2 protein-coding genes and 1 pseudogene are annotated in these 2,482 nt (G+C 50.0%); all 3 read left to right on the forward strand.

Translation table 11 applies throughout. The annotated features are described in order from the left end of the window. Window positions 1-219, forward strand: a pseudogene (locus tag J5F18_RS01520) (F0F1 ATP synthase subunit alpha); the annotation flags it as partial. Between the two features lie 54 nt (window positions 220-273). Further along, entirely contained in the window at window positions 274-1,134 is an 861-nt protein-coding gene (gene atpG / locus J5F18_RS01525) for a F0F1 ATP synthase subunit gamma (protein ID WP_346300600.1), read from the forward strand. A 51-nt stretch (window positions 1,135-1,185) separates the two neighbouring features. Then, on the forward strand, window positions 1,186-2,482 hold a 1,297-nt coding region (gene atpD / locus J5F18_RS01530), incomplete at its 3' end, for a F0F1 ATP synthase subunit beta (RefSeq protein WP_346300601.1).

A 2,482-nucleotide genomic window follows, 5' to 3' on the forward strand; every position in this document is an offset into this window, starting at 1 on the left:
GCGGACATGGCAGTGTCTATCTTCGCAGCAGAGAAAGGGTTCTTGAAAGGTGTTGAAATCAACAAGATTCAAGCCTTCGAATCTGCGCTTCTTGAGTACTTCAAGAGCGAGCACGCTGAGCTCATGGCGAAAATTAATGAAACAGGCGATTACAACGGCGATATCGAAGCTGAAATTAAAGCGGGTATCACCAAGTTCAAAGAGACCCAAAGTTTCTAAGGACCGGGCCGTAGGAAACTACGGCCTGCAGTCGTTGTAACGCAGGAGATTATTATGGCCGTTGGAAAAGAGATTAAAACTCAGATCGGGAGTATTAATAATACTCAGAAGATCACCAGCGCAATGGAAATGGTTGCCGCCTCGAAAATGCGTAAAGCGCAGGATCAGATGGCGAGCAGTCGTCCTTACGCGGACGCCATTCGTGACGTGATCGGCCATATTGCTCAGGGTGACCTCGAGTATCAACATCCTTGGATGGTTGAGCGCGAGGTAAAACGCGTTGGATATATCGTCATCTCGACCGACCGTGGCTTGTGCGGCGGCCTGAACAGCAACGAATTCCGTAAGGTTATTCGTGATGTCCAGGACTGGAAAGAGAAAGGTGTTGACGTATGCTTCTCAGCCATCGGAACCAAAGCATCAGGTTTCTTGAAGCGAGTGAGCAATAATATCCTGTCGCAAACGTCTGGTTTGGGTGACAAACCTGCCCTGAACGATCTGATCGGAACGGTATCAGTCATGCTGAACGCATTCGACAGCGGTGAGATTGACCGTTTGTATTTGGTGTATAACAAGTTTGTAAACACCATGACGCAGACGCCAATCATCAACCAGCTGTTGCCTTTGCCGAAGTCTGAAGCCGCCAAGCGTGATCATGCTTGGGATTACCTGTACGAGCCGGATGCAAAGTCGCTTCTCGACACCCTGCTCCGTCGCTTCGTAGAAAGTCAGGTATATCAAGGTTCTGTTGAGAATCTGGCGAGTGAACAGGCAGCGCGTATGGTCGCAATGAAAGCAGCGACCGATAACGCAGGACAACTGATTGACGAGTTGCAGTTGGTATACAACAAAGCACGTCAGGCAGCGATTACCCAAGAAATTTCGGAAATTGTCTCGGGCGCTGGCGCAGTTTAGACCTGCAACCCGGCAAAGGTTATTGAGATTTGCAGAGTTAGAGGATAAGTCATGAGTCAAGGTAAGGTCGTCCAAATCATTGGCGCAGTTGTGGATATCGAATTTCCACAAACTAGCGTACCAAAGATCTACGACGCACTTCGCATCGCTGAAGGTGATCTGAAAGGGTTAACCCTCGAAGTTCAGCAGCAGTTAGGTGGTGGTGTTGTGCGTACAATTGCACTCGGTACTACGGACGGTTTGCGCCGTGGCGTAAGTGTTGAGAATACAGGTGAGCCAATTCTGGTTCCAGTCGGTAAGGCAACGCTAGGACGGATTATGAACGTTCTAGGTGACCCTATCGACGAAGCTGGTGACATCGGCGAAGAAGAGCGGATGTCTATCCACCGTGAAGCCCCTTCATACGAAGACCAATCAAGCTCGATTGAACTTCTTGAGACGGGCATCAAAGTTATCGACCTCATCTGCCCGTTCGCGAAGGGTGGTAAAGTTGGTCTCTTCGGTGGTGCTGGTGTTGGTAAAACCGTAAACATGATGGAGCTAATCCGGAACATCGCGATCGAGCACAGTGGATACTCAGTATTCGCCGGTGTGGGTGAGCGGACCCGTGAAGGTAATGACTTCTATCATGAAATGAAAGAATCAAACGTACTCGACAAAGTAGCGCTCGTGTACGGTCAGATGAACGAGCCTCCGGGGAACCGTTTGCGCGTTGCATTGACCGGATTGACCATCGCGGAGAAATTCCGTGACGAAGGTCGCGACGTTCTATTCTTCGTCGATAACATCTATCGTTATACACTGGCCGGTACTGAGGTATCTGCACTTCTCGGTCGTATGCCATCTGCGGTAGGTTATCAGCCAACGTTGGCTGAAGAGATGGGTGTTCTGCAGGAGCGGATCACGTCAACCAAAACAGGTTCAATCACGTCTATCCAGGCGGTATATGTTCCTGCGGATGACTTGACGGACCCGTCACCAGCAACAACCTTCGCTCACTTGGATGCGACCGTTGTATTGTCACGTGATATCGCCTCACTGGGTATCTACCCTGCAGTAGATCCACTGGATTCGACATCGCGTCAGCTGGACCCACAGGTTATCGGTGATGAGCACTACAACACAGCGCGTGGTGTACAGTCAGTTCTGCAGCGTTATAAAGAGCTGAAAGATATCATCGCAATCTTGGGTATGGACGAGCTGTCAGAAGAAGACAAGCGCACCGTTGCTCGTGCTCGTAAGATTCAGCGTTTCTTGTCCCAGCCGTTCTTCGTTGCAGAAGTCTTTACCGGTGCACCTGGTAAATACGTCTCTTTGAAAGACACCATTGCTGGTTTCAAGGGAATCC

It is taken from the genome of Halomonas sp. BM-2019, from assembly GCF_017584085.1.